Here is a 22,082-nt window from a genome sequence, read left to right as displayed (position 1 = left end):
GCTTGCCGAGCAGGACCAGGTCGATGCTTCGCTGGCGCAGCACGCGATGGAGAAGTATCGGCTTGCTGATGTCACGGCCGGGACTTCGGGGACCACTGGCGGAGACGCCTGACCCCAACAGCCGGCCACCCCGCCAGAGTCTCGGGGCGGTCCATCGGCTCTGCCGCACAGCAAAGAGGGGGCGGCGTCCTGAACCAGGACGCCGCCCCCTCTTTGCTGGGTGACCCGCCGGGGCTACCGGCACTGGGGCAAACGGCTGCCGATCCCAGGAATCCTGCAGATCAGACGCGTCGCCTCGCCGGGGCGCGCCGGGAGGAAGAAGTCGGGGTCGTCCCCACCTTCGTGGTCCCACGTGAGGTCGTCCTCGACGGGAGTCGGCGTGAGGCGGACGGGCTGGGCGTCGTCCGCTGGTCGATGAGCATTCATGACACGCTCCTTATGTTCTGAGAGCCCCCCGATATCCATAATATGGAAGCTAAGTTCCGGGAAGTGGTATCAGTATCGCCAAGATGGCGTGTCCCGTCAAGGCGTGATCCGTCGGAAGAGCTCCTCTCGGCCGGTGATCGAGGGTTGCTGCCACCTCACGGCGCAGAGTGCGCGTTCAACCGAGCGCTGAGGGCTTCCAGGTCCCAGCCCATCCGCGGCACGCTGGCTCGCAGCAGCTGCGTATAGGGGTCCTGCGGAGCATCGAGGGCCTGGTCGGTCGGACCGGACTCGACGATCCGGCCGTTCTTCATCACCACGATGCTGTCGGTGATCTGCCGGGTGACGGCGAGATCATAGCTGATGAACAGGTAGGACATCCCCAGCCTCTCGCGGAGGTCGGCCAACAGATTCAGCACCTGGGCCTGCACGGAGACGTCGAGGGCGGAGACGGACTCGTCGAGGATGACGACCTGCGGCGCCGCGGCCAGTGCCCGGGCGATGCCGGCCCGCTGCCGCTGGCCGCCGGAGAGCTCGGAAGGGTGGGCGCGGCCATGCCGATCGCCCAGGTCGACCATGTCCAGCAGTTCTCCGACATGCTCCCTGCGCGTCGAGGGGCCCATGTCGCGGTGGTGGATCAGCAGCACCTCCTCCAGCATGTCCCCGATCGACTGCCGGGGGGGCCAGGCTCGAGTAGGGGTCCTGGAAGACGGTCTGGACCTCCCGTCCCCGCCGGCGCCGCTCGCGCGTGCCCCGTGGGGGCTGCGAGCGGTCGCGTCCGCAGGCGACGATGCGCCCGGCGGTCGGGCGCTCCATGCCGATGATCATCTTCGCGGTCGTGCTCTTCTCGGATCCGGACTCCCCGACGATCGCGAGCGATCCTCCTGGTTCCAGCTGGAAGGACACGTCGTCGACCGCGGCGAGGTGGCCGAACTCCTTGCGGAGGTCCGCCACCTCGAGCACGGGCTCCGGACGAGGATCCTGCCTGTTCATGCTCATCCCCTCTCCTCGCCGGTGTCGCGCGAGGCTCGCCACTGGTCGTGCCGTTCACTGGTGTAGCTGAGCACCGGAAGTCGGTCGACGCGCTGCTCGATGTCCGGGCGGGCCGCCATCAGCTCGATCGTGTACGGATGCCTCGGGTCGTCGTAGACATGAGCCCCCCCCGCTCGACGATCTCTCCGGCGTACATGACCGCGATGTGATCACAGAACGCCCCGGCTAGCTCCAGATCATGGGTGATGAAGACGACCGCCAGTCCCAGATCGTGCCGCAGCTCATCGAGGATCATCATGACCTCGGCCTGCGAGGAGACGTCCAGGGCGGTGGTCGGCTCATCGGCCAGCAGCAGGTCCGGATCCGTCAGCAGGGCGCTGGCGATCACCACGCGCTGCAGCAGCCCCCCCGGAGAGCTCGTGCGGGTGCTGCTTCAGGCGGCGCTCCCCGTCCGGGATCTTCACCCGGCCCAGCATCTCGACCGCTCGTCGGCGGGCCTCGCGAGGAGGGACTCCTTCATTGGTGACGAGACCTTCGATCACGTAGTCGCCGATCGAGCGAATCGGATTCACCGCGACCCGCGGATCCTGGAAGATCATCGCGACGTCCTTGGGGAACTGTCGCAGTCCTCCGCGATCCAGGGAGCCGATCTCCTGTCCCCGGACGCGGATGGCGCCGGTGCGTCCCGCCGTGGGCGGCAGGATGCGGTCGATCGCCTTCAGGGCCATGGACTTGCCCGACCCGGACTCTCCGACCAGGCCCAGGGCCTCGCCAGCCCGCACCTGGAAGGAGACGCCGTGCAGGATCCGCTGGGTGCCCTGCCCGCCGTCGATGTCGACGGTCAGGCCGTCCACCTCGAGGAGCGGTTCGATGGTCTGTGTCGAGTTCGTCATCGGCGGCCTCTCTTCCGGTTGAGCAGCGCCTCGCCGAGCACGTTCATCGAGATGACGACCGCCACGATGCAGGCGCCCGCCGCCAGGGAGGGCAGGGCATGGGTCTGCATGATGCCCCTCTGGTTCTCTGCGACCATCACACCCCAGTCCGGCGCCGGCGGCTGCACGCCGAGCCCCAGGTGGCTCAGGATCGCGATGTCGAGCATGGTGGAGCCGAACAGCAGCGTCGCCTGCGCGACGATGAGGGGCAGGACGTTCGGATTCAGGTGCCGGATCCAGATCGAGGTGACGCTGGCGCCCTGCACCTCGAGCGCGGCGATGTAGGGCTGACTTCGTGCCTGGAGGATGGCTCCGCGCAGCAGGCGGGCGACATAGGGCACATAGGCGATGGTCAGTGCCACGACCACCGGGAGCAGTCCCGCGCCGAACACCACGGTCGCCAGGGCGGCGAGCAGAATGGCAGGGAAGGAGGACACCACGTTCAGGGCGCTCGAGATCGCCGAGTCGACGATCCCACCGAACCAGGCGGCGATCAGCGCTAAGAGCGTGCCGATGGTCACCGCGACCACGACGACGATCATCGGGTCGAGCATCGTCGATCGGGCACCGGCCAGGATGCGGGAGAGCACGTCCCGTCCCTGGACGTCATAGCCGAGCAGATGCGTGGCATCGGGCCTGACCCAGGCGAGGCTGATGTTCGGCTGGGTGGGCGAGTGCGGCGCGACCCAGGGGCCGAAGATCGCCAAGACGGCGGCCAGGGCGACGACGCCCAGGGCGATGCTGCCTCCGATTCCCAGGCCCAGGATCCCGCGGGCTCGGCGAGCTGTCGACATCTCGACAGGCGGCGGTGCGCTGGCGGTCATGTGGCACTCGCTCCCAGCTTCACTCGGGGGTCCAGCACGGCATAGAGCAGGTCGACGACCAGGTTCGTCAGCACGAAGGCCAGGACCAGGATCAGCGAGATGCCCTGCACCACGGCCAGGTCCTTCGACTGGGCGGCTCTCGCCAGCTCCTGGCCCAGGCTGCCGAGGCTGGACGCCGTGTCGACCACGGCGGAGAGGGCGATGAGCGCGGCGATGATCGTGCCCGAGACGGTGGTGATCGGGATGGCCGCATTGCGCAGCACATGGCGGGAGACGATCAGCCGGGAGGGGATGCCGCGGCTCACGGCCGTCTGCGCGTGCTCGGAGCCGGCCTCTTGGCGAATCGACGCCCGCGTCACACGCGTGACCACGGCCAGTGCCGACAGCGCCAGAGCGATCGCCGGCAGCGTCAGATGGCGCAGTGCGTCTCCCGGGCCTGAGCCGGCTCCCATCACGGGGAACCAGGCGAGGCTGACCGAGAAGATCAGCATGAGCAGGATCGCGGTGACGAAAGGCGGGATCGCCGTCGCCGTCGCCGAGGCGACCACGATGACGTTGTCGACCCACCCCGGCCGGAGTCCGGCCAGCAGACCCAGGCTCACCCCGATGACGATGATGAGCAGCGCCGCGTAGCCCACTAAGGAGAACGTGATCCAGGCCCGCTGCGCGATCAGCTCCGAGACCGGCTGTCCCATCAGGATCGAGGTGCCGAGATCGCCCTGCAACGCGTTCGTCAGCCAGGTCCAGTACTGGACCAGGAAGGGCTGGTCCAGGTTGTACCGGGTCTCGAGCGCGGTCATCGCCTCCGGCGAGATGGTCCGACCCCCGGTCAGCGCCGCCAAGGGGCTGCCGGGCGTCAGGTGCATCGCGGCGAAGATCACGAAGCTCGCGATCACGAGCGTGACGACCAGCATCACAGCTCAGGAGAGGACGAATCGCCAGATCAAGGCGTCACTTCCCGCCGAGATCTTCGGCCCAGGAGGCACGAGTATTGGCGAAGGAAGCCACAGCGCCGCTGAGCTCACTGTTCATGATCACCACGTTGGTCGGCTGGACCGTGGGGATCCACGGCAGCACCTCGTTGTAGCGCTCCTGGGCGTGGATCACCAGCTGCGCCCGCTCCTGCGGATCGGCGGTCTCGCGCGACTGCAGCAGGAGCTCGCTCAGTTCGTCGTCCTCGAAGCCGGAGTAGTTCTGACTGCCGGTCGGCAGGGCGATGCTCTCCATCAGAGCCGCGGGGTCGGCGAAGTTGCCCATGTTCATCGTCGGGAAGGCGTCGACCTCTTCGCGTGCCTGGGGGGTCGATGAAGAAGTTGATGAAGTTGTCCGGAGAGGCCGGGTGGAGCTCGACGGACATGCCGATCGCCTCGGCGGCGGCCTGGTAGGCGGCGGCGTCACCGGCGGTCACCGCGATGGGGCTGGACATGCCGATGCGGATCGTCCCCCCCCCCGTTAGGCGGTGCGCAGCTCCCGGGAGATGTCCTGGGCCACCCGGCGCAGCAGCGGCACGGCGCGGTCGGCGAAGGCGGCGTCCACTCGGCTGGTGGGCCCGGAGACGGAGATGGCCAGCGGTGCGGGGGCGTCCGGTACGGCGACGGCGAAGCAGCGGACGCCGAGCTCCTGCTCCTGCTCGTCCACGGAGTACCCCCGCTCGCGGATGGTGCGCAGCTCCTCCTCGAGAGCTTCGGGGGTGGTGATGCTGTATTCGGTGTGGGCGGGCATGCCTGCGGTGGTCACGATCCGTCGCGCCTGGTCGGCGTCGAGGGTGGCCAGGATGGCCTTCCCGACGCCGGTGTCATGGGTATGGGCGCGCCGACCGACCTCGGTGAACATCCGCATCTGGTGTGGGGAGGGGACCTGGTCGACGTAGACGACCATGTCGCCGTCGAGGGTGGCCACGTTCGCGGACTCGCCGAGCTCATCCACCAGGGTGCGCAGGTGCGGGCGCGCCACTGCGCCCAGTTGGCGGCTCGCCAGATCGCCCAGCCGGATCAGGCCCGGCCCCAGGGCGTAGCCTCGATCGGGGAGCTGACGGACGATGCCCAGCCCGAGCAGGGTCTTCAGGAGTCGGTGGATCGTTGGCATCGGCAGGTTCACGGCCGCGGCGAGTTCGCTGAGGGTCGTCTGGCCGCCAGCGGCTGCGATGACCGACAGGAGGTCGAAGGTGCGCTCCACGGACTGGACGCCTCCCTTGGTGGGCCGGCGGGCGGTCCCGTCCTGTGCGACGGCGTCCTGGGCCTCCACGGGGTCGGTGGTCATGGTCTCGGGGCCTTCCTGGTCGTGGGCAGTCCTCCTCTGGCCGCGGCGTCACCCGGCGACCCTCTCGCCCCTGAGTGTAGTCGGCCCCGCGCTGGTCAGGGGCGCGGGCGACGGCAGGTGGCTCCGATGTCGACGCACAGCCCGAAATTTCGTATAGTAGATAGTGAAGTCCGTATTGCGGAATATCGATCGAAAGGCAGAGTCATGGCCACACCCAGTCCCGGGTACTCCATCACGTACCGCGTCTCCGCGCCCGCCACCTTCACCGCGTCCACCGACCTGGCCGCCGTCGTCGCCCAGCACGGTGCCGCCCTGACGGCACTCGACGTCATCGAATCCACTCGTGGGGCACTCGTCGTCGACGTCTCCTGCGACACTCGCGGGGTCGACCATGCCGCAGAGATCGAGTCGGCGCTGACCGCGCTCGACGGCGTCGAGGTGCAGAAGAGCTCCGACCGCACCTTCCTGCTGCACCTGGGCGGCAAGCTCGAATCCGTCTCCAAAGTGACGCTGAAGAACCGCGACGACCTCTCCCGGGCCTACACCCCCGGAGTGGCGCGCGTCTGCCAGGCCATCGCCGAGCGCCCCGAAGACGCCCGCCGGCTGACCATCAAGCGCAACACCGTCGCCGTGGTCACCGACGGCTCCGCCGTGCTGGGCTTGGGCAACATCGGCCCCGAGGCCTCCATGCCGGTCATGGAGGGCAAAGCGGTGCTGTTCAAGCAGTTCGCCGACGTCGACGCCTGGCCCGTCGCCCTGGACACCCAGGACACCGAGGAGATCATCTCCGTCTGCAAAGCCATCGCCCCGGCCTACGGCGGCATCAACCTCGAAGACATCTCCGCTCCGCGCTGCTTCGAGATCGAGGCCCGGCTGCGCGAGGAGCTCGACATCCCCGTCTTCCACGACGACCAGCACGGCACCGCGATCGTCACCCTGGCCGCGCTGACCAACGCCCTGAAGGTGGTCCGGAAGTCCCTGGGCCAGACGCGGATCGTGGTCTCCGGCGCCGGTGCCGCCGGCCACGCCATCGTGAAGCTGCTGCTGGCGGCCGGAGCCCACGACGTCGTCGTCTGCGGCCGGGAGGGCGCGCTCGGCGCCGCTACGACCCACAGCGACCCGCACCGGGCCTGGCTCGCCGAGCACACCAACCCGCGCGGGGTCACCGGAACCCTCAAAGAGGCGGTGGTGGACGCCGACGTCTTCATCGGGGTCTCCGCGCCGAACCTCCTCGACGAAGAAGACATCGCAGCCATGGCGGAGCAGGCGATCGTGTTCGCCATGTCGAATCCTGACCCCGAGGTGGACCCGGCGGCCGCCAGCCGCCACGCGGCCGTCATCGCCACCGGCCGCAGCGACTACCCCAACCAGATCAACAACGTGCTGGCGTTCCCCGGCTTCTTCCGCGGCCTGCTCGACGCCCAGTGCCACGACATCACCGATGAGATGCTCCGCGTCGCCGCCGAGGCGATCGCGGGGACCCTCGGCGACGACGAGCTCAACGCCGGATACATCATCCCCTCGGTGTTCGACGCCCGCGTGGCGACCAATGTCGCCGGGGCCGTCGCGGCGGCCGCCGCCGGGCCGGTCGCCGCCCAGAACGGCGCCCCGGAGGCCCTCGCCGCCGCGGAGGCGGCCCGATGAGCCCGACCACGGTGCTCGGTGCCGGGCTGCACGCCGCCGTCGACGAGCTCCTGCACACCACCGACCAGATGCTCGAGAAGCTCTACCCCGGGGACAAGGGGGTGCGCCAGCCGGTGCACACCGTCTATGTCCCGGCAGACACCTGGGACCCTGCCCTGGCGGCGGACTGGGGCTCGAAGGCGCTGCAGGTCGTGGAGGACCACGGCGGCATGCAGCAGCTGGCCGAGCGGGTGATCCTCCACGCGGGCGGAACCGTCGGAGAAGGACTCGCCGGGGACGCCGCCGGGCTGGCGGCGGCGGTCACCGCCAAGCTGCAGACCGAGCCCATCGAGGATCTCCGGCTCGACTTCGAGGACGGCTTCGGCCTCCGCGACGACGTGGAGGAGGACGCCTGGGCTGTCCAGGCGGCCCAGCAGGTGGCCCGCGCGCTCGCCGACGGCGTCGCCCCCACCTGGATCGGCATCCGGTTCCGCTGCCTGGAGGTGGACTCCCGGCGTCGCGGGCTCCGCACCCTGGACCTGTTCCTCACCGCGCTGCACGAGGCCGCCGGCGACCTGCCCGAGGGGTTGGTGCTGACCCTGCCGAAGGTGACCTCAGCGGACCAGGTCCGGGCCATGGTGCTGGCGGCCCGGGCCGTCGAAGAGGGTCTGGACCTGCCGCGGGGCCGCATCGGCTTCGAAGTGCAGGTGGAGACGCCGCAGCTGATCCTCGGACCCGATGGGACGGTCCCGCTGGCCGCCGCCGTCCATGCCGGCGAGGGCCGAGTGACCTCTCTGCACTACGGCACCTATGACTACTCGGCCTCGTTGGGCATCGCCGCTGCGCACCAGTCCATGGACCACCCGGCCGCCGACTTCGCCAAGCAGCAGATGCTGCTGGCCGCGGCCGAGACCGGCGTCCACGTCTCGGACGGGTCCACCAACATCCTCCCCGTGGGGGATGTCGAGCGTGTGTTCGCGGCCTGGGACCTGCACAGCCGGCTCGTGCGGCGGCACCTTCAGCGCGGTATCTACCAAGGCTGGGACCTCCATCCTCACCAGCTGCCGACGCGTTTCCTGGCGACCTTCCTGTTCTACCGGGAGGGATTCGACGCGGCGGCCGCTCGTCTGAGGAACTACGTCAGCGGAGAGTCCGGGGCGGTGCTCGACGAGCCGGCGACGGCGAAGGCTCTGGCCGGCTACCTGCAGCGCGGGCTGGCCTGCGGAGCCGTCACCGAGGACGACGTCGCCACCGCCACCGGCGTCGACGCCGCAGGCCTGGCGAACCTCGCCCGCACCGGGCGAGCCGCGTGAGACGCGACCGGTGCATCATGGAGATACGTCCAGACGAGCCCAGAGGAGTGCAACGATGACCACCAGCAGGACTCCCTACTATGCACCGCACGGCGGGCATCCGCCGCAGACCGATCTGCTCACTGACCGAGCGATGGTCACCGAGGCCTATACGGTGATCCCGCGGGGAGTGCTGCGCGACATCGTCACCACGGTGCTGCCCGAGTGGCGGGACACCCGCTCCTGGGTGCTGAACCGACCGGTGGCCGGCGGCGCGGTGACCTTCTCACAGACGATCCTCGAGGTGGCCCCGGGCGGCGGCTCGCAGGCTCCTGAGCCGCAGCCGGAGGTGGAAGGCTTCCTGTTCCTCATGGAGGGGGAGGTGGAGCTCGACGTCGACGGCGCAACCCACCGGCTCACCCCCGGCGGGTTCGCGTTCGTCCCGGCGGGGGAGCCGTGGTCCCTGCGGTCGGTCGGGGACGAGGCCGCGCGACTGCACTGGATCCGCAAGCGCCACCAGCCGCTTGAGGGGCACCGCCCTCGGCCGGTGGTGGGCCAGGAGCAAGACATCGAGCCCAGTCCCATGCCGGGCACGGAGGGCCGCTGGCGCACCACCCGCATGCTCGATCCACAGGATCTGGCGTATGACATGCACGTCAACATCGTCACCTTCGAACCGGGCGCCTCGATCCCCTTCGCGGAGACCCACGAGATGGAGCACGGGCTCTACGTGCTCGAGGGCAAGGCCGTCTACCGGCTCAACACCGACTGGGTGGAGGTCCAGGAGGGTGACTACATGTCGCTGCGTGCCTTCTGCCCGCAGGCCTGCTATGCCGGCGGGCCCGGGCCCTTCCGCTACCTGCTTTACAAGGACGTCAACCGCCAGGTGGTGCTCTGAGCATGGACGGTTGAGCCGTCGGCGGTCGGACTGCTGAGACGCAGGAAGGTCACCCGCTGGCCGCCGACGACTGGCCGCCGACGACTGGCCGCCGACGACTGACCCACGACGACGCCGTCACGGACCTGGATCCGTGGCGGCGTCGTCGTGCTGTGTCGGCGGTGTTCGTGAGGTCCATGGTGCGGTCCACAGCAGGGCGGGGTTCTGGAGTTGAGGGTGCCGGGGCGCGGGCTTGTCGGCCGTGGGTTCTGGGACGAGGGCTTGTGGGCTGTGGGCTGTGGGCTCTGGGGCGAGGGCTGTGCAGTGATGTCTCCGGGTGTCGATGATGATGCGACGTTCGGCCGATTCCTTCGTCCCGGGTGCTCGGAGGGCGTATGCCCGGGGGAAGCTTCGGCCGAACAGGGGGTGGCGTCCCGGGTGCAGGTGGTGCGGTGTCTCAGGCGGAGGGGCTGCGGCCGCACAGAAGGGAGGGCCCCTCGACGCTTCCGCGGAAGCGTCGAGGGGCCCTCCCTTCTGTGCCCGTGCCCCGGGGTCCCTCGGAGTGGCCGTCCGGCTGGCAGGTCACCGTGGGGCGGTCACCGGGGTGGGGTTCCGTTGTGGACACCTGCCGGTGTCTTCGGGTCACCGGGACTCTCGGGCTCCGCATCGTCGTGGGGCTCCCGCTCACGGGGAACGGAGGCCTCGCGCGGATCCCTGCCGTCGATGATCATCTGTACCTGGCTGGTATCGGTCACCTCGCCTCGATCGATGGCCTCCCGGACCTCCTCGACCTTCTCCTCAGGCACCAGCGGGATCTCCTCGCCGTCGCAGTCCACGAACTTCCCGTCGATGAACACGTCGCCCTCTCTCAGGTCACGCAGGTCGGTGGGGGAGAGGATGCGGACGGGCTTGGCGGCGAACACCGAGGGGTTCTTCGAGTTTCCGAAGGACAGCTCGTTGAAGAGGATGTTCAGCAGCACGGCCATGATGGCGGCCGAGGAGATGCCGGAGTGGAAGATGGTCTGGAACCAGGCCGGGAATGCGTGGTAGAAGTCCTCGCGCACCACCGGGATCATCGCGAAGCCCAGGGAGGCGGAGACGATGATCAGGTTCATATTGCCCTGATAGTCCACGCCCTTGAGGTTGCGGATGCCGGAGCCGGCCACGGTTCCGAAGAGCACGATGCCGGCACCGCCGAGGACCGGCATCGGGATCGCAGCGATGACCTGGCCCAGGATGGGCAGTGCCCCCAGCGCGACCATGATGGCGCCGCCGCCGGCGACGACGTAGCGGCTGCGCACCCCGGTCAGGGCGACCAGCCCGACGTTCTGGGCGAAGGCGGACTGGGTGAAGGAGCCGAAGAGCGGGGCCACGGCGGAGGAGAGCATGTCGGCGCGCAGGCCGTCGGCGATGCGACGGCGGTCCACCGGGGTCTCGATGATCTCGCCGATGGCGATGATGTCGGCGGCGGTCTCGGTCTTGATCACCAGGATCACGATGGTCATGGAGATGATCGCGGCGACGTCGAAAGTCGGCACGCCGAAGCCCATGAAGGAGGGCAGTGCGACCCAGGAGCCGCTGCCCACGGTGGAGAAGTCGGTCATCCCCAGTGCGGCGGCCACCGCGGTGCCGGCGATCAGTCCGAGCAGGATGGACAGCCGGGACAGGGCGGCGGAGCCGACCTTGGAGAACAGCAGAATGATCGCCAAGGTGAGGAAGGCCAGTCCGATGTTGCCCAGGGAGCCGTACTCCGCGGCCTCGGCGTCTCCACCCATCGCCCAGTTGGCGGCCACCGGAATGAGGGTCAGTCCGATGGCGGTGATCACCGTGCCGGTGACCACCGGTGGGAAGAAGCGGATGATCCGGGCGAAGAACGGCGCGATGATGAAGCCGATCACGCTGGCCCCGATGATGGCGCCGAAGACGGTGTTCAGATCACCGCCCGGCCCGGTGAGGATCGCCAGCATGGTGGCGACGGCGGCGAAGGAGACGCCCTGCACGATCGGCAGCTGTGAGCCGAGGAACGGCAGGCCTACTGACTGCAGGATCGTGGCGAGACCACCGATGAACAGGCTGGCCGTCACCAGCAGGGCGGTCTGCTCTGCGGGCAGTCCGGCGGCGCTGCCGATGATCAGGGGTACGGCGATGATGCCGCCGTACATGGTCAACACGTGCTGCAGGCCGAAAGTCATCAGCTTGCCGACTGGCAGCCATTCGTCCTCTGGCCGCGTGGATCCGGCGGGAAGGGCGCGGCGCTTCTGCGCGCCGGCACCAGTCTTCTTCGACATAGTCGAGGTCACCTCATTCTGCCTCTGGGGGGCGGGGTGCGGCCCGGGGTGGTCGCACCCAGGTCTTGGCGGGGCAGTCGTCCGCTGCGCCCGGAGTCCTGTGTGGCTTTCGTCATGCGGAAAAGTTTCGGGATATGGCATCTGCATTCCGCATCGTGAATGAAGTGTAACCCCCGTCACAGATGGTTCGTCAAGTGGATTCTCCAGCATTCGACTGGGGTGTGGCGATGTGTGGAGCGTCGGATCGCCGCGCGATGCCCGCCTACTCCCTTGCCTGCCTGCTCGTCGAGCATGCCTCTCGTCGGTGATCACAGGCGTTGACGCAGCCTTCATCGGCATCGTACGCTGATGTTCCACAACATGGATTCATGTTTCCGTAAGATGGAATCAGGTGTCGTGGTCGAGTCGCGACTCACCGCACGCCCACCCACTGACAGGAGGACCAGATGACTGGCGCATCCGACCACCGTTCCCCGGCGTCCTACGTGCTGAACTGCACCACGCTGCTCGCCGAGCTCCCCATCCTGGACCGCGCCCAGGCTGCGGCGGACCGAGGCTTCACCGATGTCGAATTCTGGTGGCCCTTCGACGGAGACCCCACCCCCTCTGAGTCCGACGTCGACGCCTTCGTCGCCTCCCTGGATGCGGCCGACGTCTCCCTGTCCGGGCTGAACTTCTGGGCAGGGACCATGGCCGGCGGCGACCGAGGCATGGTCTCGGTGATCGGCCGCCAGGACGAGTTTCGCCGCAACGTCGAGATCGTGGTGGAGATCGGCCGCCGCACCGGCTGCCGGGCTTTCAACGCCCTCTACGGACTCCGGCAGGACGGTCAGGACGCCGCGGCCCAGGACGCGCTCGCGGTGGAGAACCTCGTCCACGCCGCACAAGCCGTGCAGGCCATCGGCGGCGTCGTCCTCGTCGAGCCGGTCTCCGGCGCCGAGGACTACCCGCTGAAGACCGCCGCCGACGCGCTCGCCGTCGTCGAGAAGGCCCACGCCGCCGGAGCCTCCAACGTCGCCCTGCTCGCGGACTTCTACCACCTGGCGGTCAACGGCGATGACGTCGCCGCAGTGGTCGAGGCCCACGCCGCCTCCTTCGGCCACATCCAGATCGCCGACGCCCCGGGCCGCGGCGCACCCGGTACCGGAGAGCTGCCCCTGCAGGACTGGATCGCGCGCAGCCGCGAGCTCGGCTACACCGGCCCGGTGGCCCTCGAATACAAGCAGGACACCGAGACCGCCTTCGACTGGCTCACCGTCACCACCGCGAACGCGAGCCGCTGACCAGCCACGCACGACACGCCCACCCCACAGACATCGGTGCGGCCCGCGCAGCCGCCCACAGAGAGGACAGACGACATGAGCACGAAGATCGCATTCATCGGCCTGGGAATCATGGGACTGCCCATGGCCAAGAACCTCGTCGCCGCCGGACACTCGGTGACCGGATACAACCGCTCCCCGCAGAAGAGCCAGGAGCTCGCCCAGGCCGGCGGCGCCGCCGCCTCCACCGTCGCCGAGGCTGTCGAAGGGGCCGAGGTCATCATCACCATGGTGCCCGACTCCCCGGACGTGGAGGCCGTGATGCTCGGTGAGGACGGGGTCCTCGCCCACGCCGAGCCCGGCGCCACCTGGATCGACCACTCCACCATCCGTCCCGATGTCGCCGTGCAGGTGGCGCAGAAGGCTCGCGAGGCGGGTCTGAAACCCCTCGACGCTCCCGTCTCCGGCGGTGAGCAGGGCGCCATCGACGGGGCGCTGTCCATCATGGTCGGCGGCGAGCAGGCCGACTTCGACGCGGTCCGCGATGTCTTCGAGGGCGTGGGCAAGACCATCGTGCTCGTGGGCCCCGCCGGTTCCGGGCAGACGGTCAAGGCCGCCAACCAGCTGATCGTGGCCGGCAACATCGGCCTGCTGGCCGAGGCGGTCCTGTTCCTGGAGGCCTACGGCGTGGACACCGGCTCCGCCCTGCAGGTCCTCGGCGGAGGTCTCGCTGGCTCCAAGGTGCTGGATCAGAAGGGCCAGAAGATGCTGGACCGCTCGTTCGACCCCGGCTTCCGCCTGGAGCTGCACCACAAGGACATGGGGATCGTGACCTCCGCAGCCCGTGAGGCCGGCGTCGTCATCCCCCTGGCCTCCACCGTGGCACAGCTGATCGCCTCCACCGTCCAGCGCGGCGACGGCGGCCTGGACCACTCGGGCCTGTTCACCGTCCTGGAGGAGCTCTCCGGAGGACACGCCGACCGCTCGGCCGAGTGACGTCGCCATCGACACCCGGCGGTCCGGTGCTCGGACCGCCCCACCAGACACGACACACAGAAGGAGAAGCGCCATGACGAAGATGCGCGCTGTTGATGCGGTCGCCCTGATCCTGGAGAAGGAAGGGGCCACCGAAGCCTTCGGGCTCCCCGGAGCGGCGATCAATCCGCTCTACTCCGCCCTGCGGGCCCACGGCGGGATCCGGCACACGCTGGCCCGTCACGTGGAAGGGGCGTCCCACATGGCCGATGGGTACACCCGGGCCGCCGCCGGCAACATCGGCGTCTGCCTGGGCACCTCCGGGCCGGCCGGCACCGACATGATCACCGGGCTCTATGCCGCCCAGGCTGACTCCCAGCCGATCCTGTGCATCACCGGGCAGGCCCCGGTGGCCGTGCTGGACAAGGAGGACTTCCAGGCTGTGGACATCGCCTCCGTCGCCGCACCGCTGACGAAGATGGCCAAGACTGTGCTGGAGGCCGCCCAGGTCCCCGGGGCCTTCCAGCAGGCCTTCCAGCTGATGCGTTCTGCCCGGCCGGGCCCGGTGCTCATCGACCTGCCGGTGGACGTCCAGCAGACCGAGATCGAGTTCGACATCGAGACCTATGAGCCGCTTCCGGTCGCCGTGCCGGCAGCCACCCGCGCCCAGGCGGACCGGGTGCTGGACATGATCGCCGCGGCGGAGCACCCGGTCATCGTCGCCGGCGGGGGTGTGGTCAACGCCGACGCCGCCGACCAGCTGGTCGAGCTGGCCGAACTGCTCGACATCCCGGTCATCCCGACGCTGATGGCCTGGGGCGCGATCCCCGACGACCACCCGCTGATGGCCGGAATGGTCGGCATCCAGACGCATACCCGCTACGGCAATGCCACCTTCCTGGACTCCGACCTGGTCCTCGGGATCGGCAACCGGTGGGCCAACCGGCACACCGGTGATCTGGAGACCTACCGGCGCGGCCGGAAGTTCATCCACATCGATATCGAGCCCACCCAGATCGGGCGGGTCTTCGCCCCGGACTACAGTGTCGTCTCCGACGCCGGGGCGGCGCTCGAGGCGCTGGTGGACGCCGCCCGGGCGCGGAAGGACCAGCTGCCGGACTTCTCCGGATGGGCCCGCGAATGTGCCGCCAGGAAGGGCACGATGCACCGCAAGACGAACTTCGCGGAGCAGCCGATCAAGCCGCAGCGGGTCTACCAGGAGATGAACGCGGCCTTCGGGCGGGACGTCACCTACGTGACCACGATCGGGCTCAGCCAGATCGCCGGCGCGCAGATGCTCCACGCCTACCACCCGCGTTCCTGGATCAACGCCGGTCAGGCCGGTCCGTTGGGCTGGACCGGACCGGCGGCGCTGGGGGTCGTGCGGGCTCGCCCGGACACCACCGTCGTCGCGCTCTCAGGGGACTATGACTTCCAGTTCATGGTCGAGGAGCTCGCTGTCGGCGCGCAGCACCGGCTGCCCTACGTTCACGTGGTGGTCAACAACTCCTACCTGGGGCTGATCCGTCAGGCGCAGCGGCCCTTCGAGATGGACTATGAGGTTTCCCTGGCCTTCGACAACATCAACGCCACCGGCGAGTCCGCCGGCTACGGGGTCGACCATGTGGCCGTCGCCGAGGGGCTGGGCTGCAAGGCCCTCCGCGTGGAGGACCCGGAGCAGATCCGCGGCGCCCTGGAGGACGCCGTCCGTCAGGCCGAGGAGCACCGGGTGCCGGTGGTCGTCGAGATCATCCTCGAGCGGGTCACCAACATCGCCATGGGGGCCGCCCTGGATGCGGTCAACGAGTTCGAACCCCTCGCGGAGAGCCCGGAGGACGCCCCCACGGCGCTGACCCCGTTGACCGTCTCGGAGTGACCCGATGGCCGAGACGTCAGCTGCACGGCAGCGGGTCGTGATCGCACCGGACACGTTCAAGGGGTCGCTCGCGGCCCGCGAGGTGGCCGCAGCTCTGGCGGAGGGGATCAGTGCGGAGGACCCGCGGAGCGTCATCCTCCAGGTGCCGATGGCCGACGGCGGCGAGGGTACGCTCGACGCCGTCGTCCACGGCGGGACGTCGCAGGGATGGGCCGTCGAGGTGCTCGAGGTCACGGGGCCCGATGGGCGGCCGGTGCCCGCACGGCTGGGCATCCGCCCCGGCGACGCGGGCCCGGTGGCCCTGGTCGAGCTGGCCGAGGCCTCCGGGCTGGGGGACATGGACCCCCAGGCGGATCCGATGCGGGCGACCAGTCGTGGGACCGGTGAACTGCTGCGCGCGGCCCTGGACCGCGGGGCCGTCGAGGTGGTCCTCGCCCTGGGTGGTAGTGCCTGCACCGATGCCGGGGCGGGGATGCTCTCCGCGCTCGGCGCCCGCCTGGTGGATCGTGCCGGGCGGCGGATCCCCGAGGGCGCCGCGGGGCTGGCCGGGCTCGCCACCGCCGACCTCAGCGATCTCGACCCCCGGGTGGCCCAGGTGCGCCTGGTCATCGCCGCCGACGTCGACTCCCCGCTGATCGGCGCACAGGGCGCCGCAGAGGTCTTCGGCCCGCAGAAGGGACTGGACCCGCAGCAGGTGCGGCAGGCCTCCGTCGCCGTGCGTGCGGCGGTGCCGATCCTCGCGGAGGCCGCCCATCACATCGGCGGCACCGGCGCCGCGGAGCGCGTGGTCGCAGCCGCGGACCAGCCCGGCTCCGGTGCGGCCGGGGGCGTCGGATTCGCGGCGCTGGGACTGCTCGGGGCGGAGCGTCGCCCCGGGGTTGAGGTGGTGATGGACCTGGTGGGCCTGGAGAGCATGATCGCCGTCGCCGATCTGGTGATCACCGGTGAGGGAAGCCTGGACACCCAGTCCCTGGCCGGCAAGGTCCCCATCGGGGTGGCGTCCGCGGCCGCCCGCCAGGGGGTGCCGGCGCTCGCCGTGTGCGGGCGCAACGGGCTGGACCGGGACCAGTGGCTCGCGGCCGGACTGGAGGGGGTCTGGGCTTTGCGCGATCTGGCCGCCGATGAGAGAGAATCCTTCACGCAGGCACGTGACCTGCTGCACACCGTGGGGAGGCGCCTCGCCGCTGACCCCCGACGACCCAGCCGCCCGGCTGACCGGCCGGTTCGCTGAGGCCAGAGAGGAACGACACAGACATGGTCCATGAACTTGTGGTGACAGCCCAGAGGGCCCTGCTCCCCGACGGGTGGCAGGCCGTGGAGATCGGCGTCGACGACGGCGTGATCACCGCCGTGGCCCCGTACGGAGCCGGACTGCAGGGCAGGATGACACGTGAGCTGGGGGAGGGGCAGGTGCTGCTGCCGGGCCTGGTGGACTCCCATGTCCACGTCAATGAGCCCGGCCGCACCGAGTGGGAGGGTTTCGCCTCGGCGACCCGCGCGGCTGCCGCCGGAGGGGTGACCACGATCGTGGACATGCCGCTGAACTCCATTCCGCCGACGGTGGACCCGGAGGCGCTTGACGTCAAGCGGGCCGCGGCCCAGGCGGCCGCCCATGTGGACATCGGCTTCTGGGGCGGGGCGATCCCCGGCAACGGCGAGCAGCTGCGTCCGCTGCACGAGCAGGGGGTCTTCGGCTTCAAGTGCTTCCTGGAGGACTCCGGTGTGGAGGAGTTCCCGCCGCTGGATCCGGCGGAGATGGAGGCCGACCTGGCCACCCTCGCCGAGCTGGGATCGATGATGATCGTCCACGCCGAGGATCACGGCACGCTGGCCGAGGCTCCGCAGGCCTCCGGCCGCAAGTATGAGGACTTCCTGCGCTCCCGGCCGCGGGAGGCGGAGAATGTGGCGATCCGGACGGTCATCGACGCCGCCCGCCGCACCGGGGCCCGCGCCCACATCCTGCACCTGTCCTCGGCTGAGGCTCTGCCGGAGATCCGCGCGGCCCGGGCCGAGGGCATCCGCCTGACGGTGGAGACCTGCCCGCACTATCTGGTGCTGGCCGCCGAGGAGATCGTCGACGGCGCCACCACGCATAAGTGCTGTCCGCCGATCCGCGAGGCCGCCAACCGGGATCTGCTGTGGGAGGCCCTGGCGGACGGCACCATCGACTGTGTGGTCTCGGACCATTCGCCGTCGACCGCGGAGCTGAAGCTGCTCGACACCGGTGACTTCGGGGCCGCCTGGGGCGGGATCTCCTCGCTGCAGCTGGGCCTGCCGCTGGTGTGGAGCGAGGCCAGGGCTCGCGGGCTGGAGCTGTCCCAGGTGGTGGGGTGGATGTCCTCCGGTCCGGCCGACCAGGTGGGTCTGCAGGGCAAGGGGCGCATCGCCGAGGGGGCCAGTGCGGACCTCGTGGTCTTCGCACCGGAGAAGTCCTGGAGCGTGGAGGCAGAGCACCTCTGGCACCGCAACAAGGTCAGCGCCTATGACGGCCGCGAGCTGGTCGGCGTCGTGGAGTCCACGCTGCTGCGCGGCGAGCCGGTCGACTTCGAGACCCCGCGGGGTCGGCTCATCAGCCGGACCGAGGCCGCGACGCCGCAGCCGCAGAGCTGAGCGCCTCCCGACGACGCCGCCGCACGACGACGCCGCGGGCCCCGACCAGATCAGGTCGGGGCCCGCCGTCGTCTGCGTCTGATGCGGCGCGGAGCGCGGACGGCGCTCAGGCGCCGAGCTCAGACTCCCAGGGTGCGGCGCAGCTCGGCCACGTGGCCGTCGGCGGCCACCTCGTAGGCCACATGGCTCAGCGTGCCCTCGGGGTCGATGACGAAGGTGGAGCGCAGGGTGCCCTCCACGGTGCGGTCCCCGAGGTTCTTGGTGCCGAACGTGGCGTAGGCGCGGGCCACCTGCTGGTCGGCGTCGGAGAGCAGCGGGAAGGTCAGCTGCTGATCCTCGGTGAACTGGCGCAGTGCCTCCGGCGCATCGGGGGAGACCCCGACGACGGCGTAGCCGGCCGCCTGCAGGGAGGCCAGGTTATCCCGGAAGTCGCAGGCTTCGGTGGTGCAGCCCGGGGTGGCGGCCTTGGGGTAGAAGTAGACGATCAGGTGCTGTCCGGCGAAGTCGGCGGTGCTGACCTGGTCGCCGTCGGCGTCAGGCAGGGTGAAGGCGGGGGCCTGTTGGCCCACGTGCAGTCGCGTCATGCGGTCTCCTCGGTGGTGGGATCAGAAGCGGGTCAGGGACGCCATCAGTCTACTGGGATGCGGAATCTGGAATCCATGATGTGGATGTCAGGTGGATGAGTGGGTCGCCTTCTGGTGGATGTGTTCGTAGAGCCCGAAGTCCATCAGCGCATGGACCAGGTCCGCCGTGCTCATCTCGCGGATGGCTTTCATGACGTCGTGGCTGCTGGATTCGTGGGACCAGACGGCGTCCTCGACCGTGCGGTGCAGGGTGGGGGAGACCTGGAAGTCCTCCCGGGTGTTGTGCCGCGCCTGGTCGTGGAGCTGCTGATCCTTGCCTGTCTCGCGGATGAGCGCCTGGATGCCTTGGACCTTGTATTCGTCGTCGACGTCGAGGTCGCCGAAGTACCGGTTGATCTTCTCCACGATAGTGTCCCAGTCGGCACGCGCGGCCGCGTCGCTGCGCGTGATGCCGGCTTCGGTCATGCCACGCAGGCCCTCGGCGCCGTCATCGTGGAGGCGCATGTCCTCCTCGCGGAGCTTCTCCAACCGGTAGTGCGTCAGGACGACGTCCTCCACGTCCACATAGTCCGGGTCGGCGTCCTCCTCGGTGAAGTTGGCCAGCTTCCGGGCCAGCATCTCCGCGTAGGTGGAGAGCTTCTCGTACATCTCGTCGCCGTAGTGGAGGATCTGGCTGAAGAACGCGTAGGTCGTGGTGTACTGGGCCAGGGTCTTGCGGAACTCCCGCAGGGTCTCCAGCCTGTCCGAGTCCTCGGCGAACACGGCCTGTCTCCACTGGTGGGCGAACCGGTCCACCGCCGGGTCCAGCGCGGCGGAGAGCCGGCTGTGCGCCTGGGCCAGGTGCTGGGTATCCCGCCAGACGCTCCAGAAGTGCTCCACCTCGGAGCGGGTGATGATGCCGGCGTTCTCCAGCTTCTGCTTCAGGTCGGCCACCAGGTCCGGGTCGGATTCGGTGACCACCTGCGCGTCCTCGTAGTACTCCTGGAAGGCGGCCTGGATCTGCTCGGGCTCGTTGACGAAGTCGAGGATGTACGTGTTCTGCTTGCCCTTGGCCTGCCGGTTCAGCCGGGAGAGCGTCTGGACCGCGGAGATGCCGGAGAGCTTCTTGTCCACGTACATGCCCACCAGCAGGGGCTCGTCGAATCCGGTCTGGTACTTATTGGCCACGATCAGCACATGCTGGTCAGGCTGGCGGAACACGACGGCGAGGTCGCGGCCCCGCAGGTCGGGGTTCTCGGAGGTCTCGGTCACGGTGGGTCGGTCGACGCCGGCCACGGCCGGCACGTCGGGCGCGTCCGGGTCCTCCACCTCACCGGAGAACGCCACCAGGGCCTTGAGGTCCAGGTCCTGCTCCTCGACGGCCCGTTGGAAGGCTCGGTGGTAGGCGACGGCGGCCTGGCGGGAGGCGGTGACCACCATGGCCTTGGCGCGTCCGCCGAGCTCGGGGCGGACGGTGTGCTGGAAGTGCCGGATGATCTCGTGGACCTTGGAGCTGACGTTGGTGGGGTGCAGCTCCACCTGCCCGATCACCGCGCGGGTGGCGCGGCGGACGTCGATCTCCTCGCCGGTCTCCTCGCCGTCCCGGGCGATGCGTGCGGCGACGTCGTAGGAGGTGTAGTTCTTCAACACGTCCAGGATGAACTCCTCCTGGATGGCCTGCTTCATGGAGTACAGGTCGAAGGGCTGGAGTTCTCCGTGCTCATTGCGCCGTCCGAAGAGCTCCAGGGTCTTGGCCTTCGGGGTGGCGGTGAACGCGAAGAAGCTGATGCGCTGGTCCTCGTCGGTGCGGGCGGCCATCAGGTTCAGGGCGTCCTGGTCATCCTCAAGGGGTACTTGAGCCTGTTCGGACAGCTGAGCCTGTTCCGCCTGCTGCGCCTGGCGCTCCTGGTTGCGGTAGAGCAGCTCTTTCAGCGCGTCGGAGGCGGCGCCGGTCTGGGAGGAGTGGGCTTCATCGGCGACGACGGCGAACCGGCGCCCGGCCAGGGTTCCGCCCTCTTCGCGCATCTTGGCCAGCGCGTGGGGGAAGGTCTGCAGGGTCAGCCCGATGATGGGCACCTCGGCGGCCAGCGCGTCCAGGAACTGGGCGGTCTTGGAGCCTTCCGAGCCGCGGGTGATGGGCTGGAACTTGCCGGTGACGTGGGTGAGCTGGTCGACGGCGTCCTGGAGCTGGCTGTCGAGGATCTGCCGGTCGGAGATGACGATGACGGCGTCGAAGACCTTCTGCCCGTCGGCGTGCTGCAGGTCGGCCAGCCGGTGGGCGGTCCAGGCGATGGAGTCGGTCTTGCCGGAGCCGGCGGAATGCTGGATGAGGTACTTGTGTCCGGGGCCTTCGGTTCGGGCGGCCTGGGTGAGCCGGGTGACGGCTCGCCATTGGTGGTAGCGGGGGAAGCGCAGCTGGCGCTTCTCCTGGACCTCCCCGGTGACGGGGTCGGTGCGGGTCTCGTGGTTGATGTAGATGAACTTGGTGAGGATGGTCAGCCAGGTGTCGCGGTCCAGCACCTCTTCCCACAGGTAGCTGGTGCGGTGCTTGCCCTCCCGCGGAGGGTTGCCCTTGCCGTTGTCATGTCCGGTGTCAAAGGGCAGGAAGAAGGTCTCTTCTCCGGCGAGGGCGGTGGTCATGGCCACGTTCTCCTCGGCGACGGCGAAGTGCACCAACGCGCCCCGGAAGGGGGTGAGCAGCGGTTCTCCCTGGGGCTTGCGGTCCTGCCGGTACTGCTTCTTGGCGGCCTCCAACGGCTGACTGAAGGAGGTCTTGGTCTCGATGGTGGCCACGGGGATGCCGTTGAGGAACAGGACCAGGTCGATGCGGTCCTGCTTGCGGGCGGAGTAGCGGACCTCGCGCACCACGCGGAGCCGGTTCTGAGCGTAACGGCGGGTGGCCTGCGGGTTGAGGGCGGTGGAGACGGGCGCCTGCATCAGGCTGAGGCGCCGCGCGCCGGGGACGTCGATGCCGCCCCGGAGGGTCTTCAGGGTGCCGCCGCCCTGGTCCTCGCTGGTCGCCAGGACTTTGGCCACGCGGTCGAGGATGCGGCGCTGGCCGCGCTCGCGGGTGGCGGGGTCGGCCTCAGGCGGGACGAGGCGGGCGTAGTTGTCCGGGTCGGTGTCCTCGAGCCAGCCCAGCAGGTCCTCGGGCCAGAGGGCGCGCTCGACGTCGTAGCCGTGGGCTTCGGGGGAGTGGAGCCATCCGTGCTGGGCCAGGTGCTCGGCGATCTCCCGTTGGAAGGTGTCCTCATGGTGGATCTGGCTCATGGCAGCTCCTGGATC

18 protein-coding genes and 1 pseudogene are annotated in these 22,082 nt (G+C 69.4%); 8 read left to right on the top strand and 11 right to left on the bottom strand.

Features of this window, described 5'->3' with window-relative positions; translation table 11 throughout:
- Positions 1-581 precede the first annotated feature (581 nt).
- The 8 genes and pseudogenes from ACYVKI_RS08430 to ACYVKI_RS08395 all read right to left on the bottom strand — a co-directional run bounded on the left by ACYVKI_RS08430 (position 582) and on the right by ACYVKI_RS08395 (position 5,431).
- Positions 582-1,082, bottom strand: a complete 501-nt coding sequence (locus ACYVKI_RS08430) for an ATP-binding cassette domain-containing protein (protein ID WP_460689903.1) — start codon at positions 1,080-1,082, stop codon at positions 582-584.
- Between the two features lie 121 nt (positions 1,083-1,203).
- Positions 1,204-1,416 (bottom strand): annotated as a pseudogene (locus ACYVKI_RS08425) (ATP-binding cassette domain-containing protein); the annotation flags it as partial.
- 118 nt (positions 1,417-1,534) lie between these two features.
- Positions 1,535-1,807 (bottom strand): hypothetical protein, encoded by a 273-nt coding sequence (locus ACYVKI_RS08420; RefSeq protein WP_460689902.1) that lies wholly within the window; start codon positions 1,805-1,807, stop codon positions 1,535-1,537.
- On the bottom strand, positions 1,755-2,309 hold the full coding sequence (locus tag ACYVKI_RS08415; protein WP_460689901.1) for an ATP-binding cassette domain-containing protein: 555 nt from the start codon (positions 2,307-2,309) through the stop codon (positions 1,755-1,757). Before ACYVKI_RS08415 ends, ACYVKI_RS08420 begins: the two co-directional genes overlap by 53 nt.
- Positions 2,306-3,172 carry an ABC transporter permease gene (locus tag ACYVKI_RS08410; RefSeq protein ID WP_460689900.1) on the bottom strand — a complete coding sequence of 289 codons (867 nt, stop codon included), beginning with the start codon at positions 3,170-3,172 and terminating at the stop codon, positions 2,306-2,308. Before ACYVKI_RS08410 ends, ACYVKI_RS08415 begins: the two co-directional genes overlap by 4 nt.
- The gene (locus tag ACYVKI_RS08405) at positions 3,169-4,086 is read right to left on the bottom strand and encodes an ABC transporter permease (protein ID WP_460689899.1); all 918 of its coding nucleotides are present in this window, start codon (positions 4,084-4,086) and stop codon (positions 3,169-3,171) included. The genes ACYVKI_RS08410 and ACYVKI_RS08405 overlap by 4 nt, the downstream gene beginning before the upstream one ends.
- Positions 4,087-4,123: 37 nt before the next feature.
- Entirely contained in the window at positions 4,124-4,435 is a 312-nt protein-coding gene (locus tag ACYVKI_RS08400; RefSeq protein ID WP_460689898.1) for a hypothetical protein, read from the bottom strand.
- Between the two features lie 189 nt (positions 4,436-4,624).
- On the bottom strand, positions 4,625-5,431 hold the full coding sequence (locus tag ACYVKI_RS08395) for an IclR family transcriptional regulator (RefSeq protein ID WP_460689897.1): 807 nt from the start codon (positions 5,429-5,431) through the stop codon (positions 4,625-4,627).
- A 204-nt stretch (positions 5,432-5,635) separates the two neighbouring features.
- Here ACYVKI_RS08395 and ACYVKI_RS08390 point away from each other — a divergent pair, with 204 nt between their 5' ends.
- Genes ACYVKI_RS08390 through ACYVKI_RS08380 form a run of 3 tightly spaced genes read left to right on the top strand, consistent with a single transcriptional unit; the run spans position 5,636 to position 9,244 of the window.
- Positions 5,636-7,075: a malic enzyme-like NAD(P)-binding protein gene (locus ACYVKI_RS08390; RefSeq protein ID WP_460689896.1), complete on the top strand. Its 1,440-nt coding sequence runs from the start codon at positions 5,636-5,638 to the stop codon at positions 7,073-7,075.
- Entirely contained in the window at positions 7,072-8,367 is a 1,296-nt protein-coding gene (locus tag ACYVKI_RS08385) for a DUF6986 family protein (protein ID WP_460689895.1), read from the top strand. The genes ACYVKI_RS08390 and ACYVKI_RS08385 overlap by 4 nt, the downstream gene beginning before the upstream one ends.
- Positions 8,368-8,422: 55 nt before the next feature.
- Positions 8,423-9,244 carry a bifunctional allantoicase/(S)-ureidoglycine aminohydrolase gene (locus ACYVKI_RS08380; protein WP_460689894.1) on the top strand — a complete coding sequence of 274 codons (822 nt, stop codon included), beginning with the start codon at positions 8,423-8,425 and terminating at the stop codon, positions 9,242-9,244.
- A gap of 575 nt (positions 9,245-9,819) precedes the next feature.
- Here ACYVKI_RS08380 and ACYVKI_RS08375 read toward each other — a convergent pair.
- Positions 9,820-11,511: a nucleobase:cation symporter-2 family protein gene (locus ACYVKI_RS08375; RefSeq protein ID WP_460689893.1), complete on the bottom strand. Its 1,692-nt coding sequence runs from the start codon at positions 11,509-11,511 to the stop codon at positions 9,820-9,822.
- A 446-nt stretch (positions 11,512-11,957) separates the two neighbouring features.
- On the opposite strand from ACYVKI_RS08375, the gene ACYVKI_RS08370 reads away from it, so the two are divergent.
- The 5 genes from ACYVKI_RS08370 (at position 11,958) to allB (ending at position 18,234) form a co-directional block, all read left to right on the top strand.
- On the top strand, positions 11,958-12,794 hold the full coding sequence (locus tag ACYVKI_RS08370) for a hydroxypyruvate isomerase family protein (protein WP_460689892.1): 837 nt from the start codon (positions 11,958-11,960) through the stop codon (positions 12,792-12,794).
- A 75-nt stretch (positions 12,795-12,869) separates the two neighbouring features.
- Positions 12,870-13,769, top strand: coding sequence for a 2-hydroxy-3-oxopropionate reductase (locus ACYVKI_RS08365; protein ID WP_460689891.1), 900 nt, complete (start codon positions 12,870-12,872; stop codon positions 13,767-13,769).
- Between the two features lie 73 nt (positions 13,770-13,842).
- Entirely contained in the window at positions 13,843-15,624 is a 1,782-nt protein-coding gene (gene gcl / locus ACYVKI_RS08360; protein WP_460689890.1) for a glyoxylate carboligase, read from the top strand.
- A 4-nt stretch (positions 15,625-15,628) separates the two neighbouring features.
- Positions 15,629-16,855, top strand: a complete 1,227-nt coding sequence (locus ACYVKI_RS08355) for a glycerate kinase (protein ID WP_460689889.1) — start codon at positions 15,629-15,631, stop codon at positions 16,853-16,855.
- 23 nt (positions 16,856-16,878) lie between these two features.
- The gene (allB, locus tag ACYVKI_RS08350; protein ID WP_460689888.1) at positions 16,879-18,234 is read left to right on the top strand and encodes an allantoinase AllB; all 1,356 of its coding nucleotides are present in this window, start codon (positions 16,879-16,881) and stop codon (positions 18,232-18,234) included.
- A 119-nt stretch (positions 18,235-18,353) separates the two neighbouring features.
- Here allB and bcp read toward each other — a convergent pair whose 3' ends face one another.
- Together bcp and ACYVKI_RS08340 are read right to left on the bottom strand one after the other, a co-directional pair.
- Entirely contained in the window at positions 18,354-18,818 is a 465-nt protein-coding gene (gene bcp / locus ACYVKI_RS08345; RefSeq protein ID WP_460689887.1) for a thioredoxin-dependent thiol peroxidase, read from the bottom strand.
- A gap of 87 nt (positions 18,819-18,905) precedes the next feature.
- Positions 18,906-22,067 carry a type I restriction endonuclease subunit R gene (locus ACYVKI_RS08340; RefSeq protein ID WP_460689886.1) on the bottom strand — a complete coding sequence of 1,054 codons (3,162 nt, stop codon included), beginning with the start codon at positions 22,065-22,067 and terminating at the stop codon, positions 18,906-18,908.
- Positions 22,068-22,082 lie beyond the last annotated feature (15 nt).

Source organism: Nesterenkonia suensis, assembly GCF_054782935.1.
Note: the sequence above shows the minus strand (reverse complement) of the source record. Positions and strands in the feature narration are given on the sequence as shown.

Excerpts from the sequence above, each read along its gene's own strand:
- ACYVKI_RS08395 (WP_460689897.1), bottom strand. The coding sequence starts at position 5,431 with ATGACCACCGACCCCGTGGAGGCCCAGGACGCCGTCGCACAGGACGGG.
- ACYVKI_RS08380 (WP_460689894.1), top strand. The coding sequence starts at position 8,423 with ATGACCACCAGCAGGACTCCCTACTATGCACCGCACGGCGGGCATCCG.
- ACYVKI_RS08355 (WP_460689889.1), top strand. The coding sequence starts at position 15,629 with ATGGCCGAGACGTCAGCTGCACGGCAGCGGGTCGTGATCGCACCGGAC.
- ACYVKI_RS08410 (WP_460689900.1), bottom strand. The coding sequence starts at position 3,172 with ATGACCGCCAGCGCACCGCCGCCTGTCGAGATGTCGACAGCTCGCCGA.
- ACYVKI_RS08390 (WP_460689896.1), top strand. The coding sequence starts at position 5,636 with ATGGCCACACCCAGTCCCGGGTACTCCATCACGTACCGCGTCTCCGCG.
- ACYVKI_RS08370 (WP_460689892.1), top strand. The coding sequence starts at position 11,958 with ATGACTGGCGCATCCGACCACCGTTCCCCGGCGTCCTACGTGCTGAAC.
- ACYVKI_RS08415 (WP_460689901.1), bottom strand. The coding sequence starts at position 2,309 with ATGACGAACTCGACACAGACCATCGAACCGCTCCTCGAGGTGGACGGC.
- ACYVKI_RS08340 (WP_460689886.1), bottom strand. The coding sequence starts at position 22,067 with ATGAGCCAGATCCACCATGAGGACACCTTCCAACGGGAGATCGCCGAG.
- ACYVKI_RS08385 (WP_460689895.1), top strand. The coding sequence starts at position 7,072 with ATGAGCCCGACCACGGTGCTCGGTGCCGGGCTGCACGCCGCCGTCGAC.
- ACYVKI_RS08375 (WP_460689893.1), bottom strand. The coding sequence starts at position 11,511 with ATGTCGAAGAAGACTGGTGCCGGCGCGCAGAAGCGCCGCGCCCTTCCC.
- gcl (WP_460689890.1), top strand. The coding sequence starts at position 13,843 with ATGACGAAGATGCGCGCTGTTGATGCGGTCGCCCTGATCCTGGAGAAG.
- ACYVKI_RS08430 (WP_460689903.1), bottom strand. The coding sequence starts at position 1,082 with ATGCTGGAGGAGGTGCTGCTGATCCACCACCGCGACATGGGCCCCTCG.
- allB (WP_460689888.1), top strand. The coding sequence starts at position 16,879 with ATGGTCCATGAACTTGTGGTGACAGCCCAGAGGGCCCTGCTCCCCGAC.
- ACYVKI_RS08400 (WP_460689898.1), bottom strand. The coding sequence starts at position 4,435 with ATGAACATGGGCAACTTCGCCGACCCCGCGGCTCTGATGGAGAGCATC.
- bcp (WP_460689887.1), bottom strand. The coding sequence starts at position 18,818 with ATGACGCGACTGCACGTGGGCCAACAGGCCCCCGCCTTCACCCTGCCT.
- ACYVKI_RS08405 (WP_460689899.1), bottom strand. The coding sequence starts at position 4,086 with ATGCTGGTCGTCACGCTCGTGATCGCGAGCTTCGTGATCTTCGCCGCG.
- ACYVKI_RS08365 (WP_460689891.1), top strand. The coding sequence starts at position 12,870 with ATGAGCACGAAGATCGCATTCATCGGCCTGGGAATCATGGGACTGCCC.